The following is a 571-nucleotide window of genomic DNA, read 5'->3' as shown; positions in this document are numbered from 1 at the left end:
CTCGGACTGAGCCCAGCACACCAGTCGCGTCCGCTTGGAGCGAGACCGTCCCCGTCCCATCCAGCCGATACGACTCCACGCCGACGGCGTCCTTCGGGACCGAGTCCAGCCGACTCGGGTCCACTCCGGCGGCGTCTGTCGGGACTGAGTCGGGCAGGCTCGGATCTCCAGCGAACCTGTCGGAGCCGTTCGAGTCCACTGCAGCGACGCCCAGTCCGTCGTACGCGCAACCGCCGGCGGCGTCGGTTGCTGACCCGCGCACCGCACGAGGCAGCAGCGAACTGTCCGGCCCGCGCACCGCAGCAATCCGCGAGAGCAAGGCCGCCGCGAACCGTCGGCCACGCCAGGCAGCAGACAGTACGGCGGTCGACGCCGACGGCCGTCCGCTCGCCCGCACCGCAGGTGGCACCGGCAGAAAGCGCCGCCCGTTCGTCGCGGTGACAGCCGTGCTCCTCGTCGTCGGCCCGATCTCGTGGATCCTCCTGCACCAGCCGCCGAACGACAACACCGACGCCTCCCTCCCGATCGGCACCCGCACCGACGACTCCTACGCAACACCCAGCACCATCCC

The 571-nt window shown here is 71.1% G+C and carries 1 protein-coding gene; it reads right to left on the bottom strand.

Going from position 1 to position 571, the window contains the following annotated elements:
- Window positions 1-409, bottom strand: a 409-nt coding sequence (locus tag E1261_RS46790; protein WP_238176875.1) for a hypothetical protein, incomplete at its 3' end; no start/stop codon positions are given.
- Window positions 410-571 lie beyond the last annotated feature (162 nt).

Origin of the sequence: Kribbella albertanoniae, from assembly GCF_004348455.1 — a bacterium.
In the GTDB taxonomy this organism is placed as follows: domain Bacteria; phylum Actinomycetota; class Actinomycetes; order Propionibacteriales; family Kribbellaceae; genus Kribbella; species Kribbella albertanoniae.
This window is presented reverse-complemented; position numbering and strand designations above follow the sequence as displayed.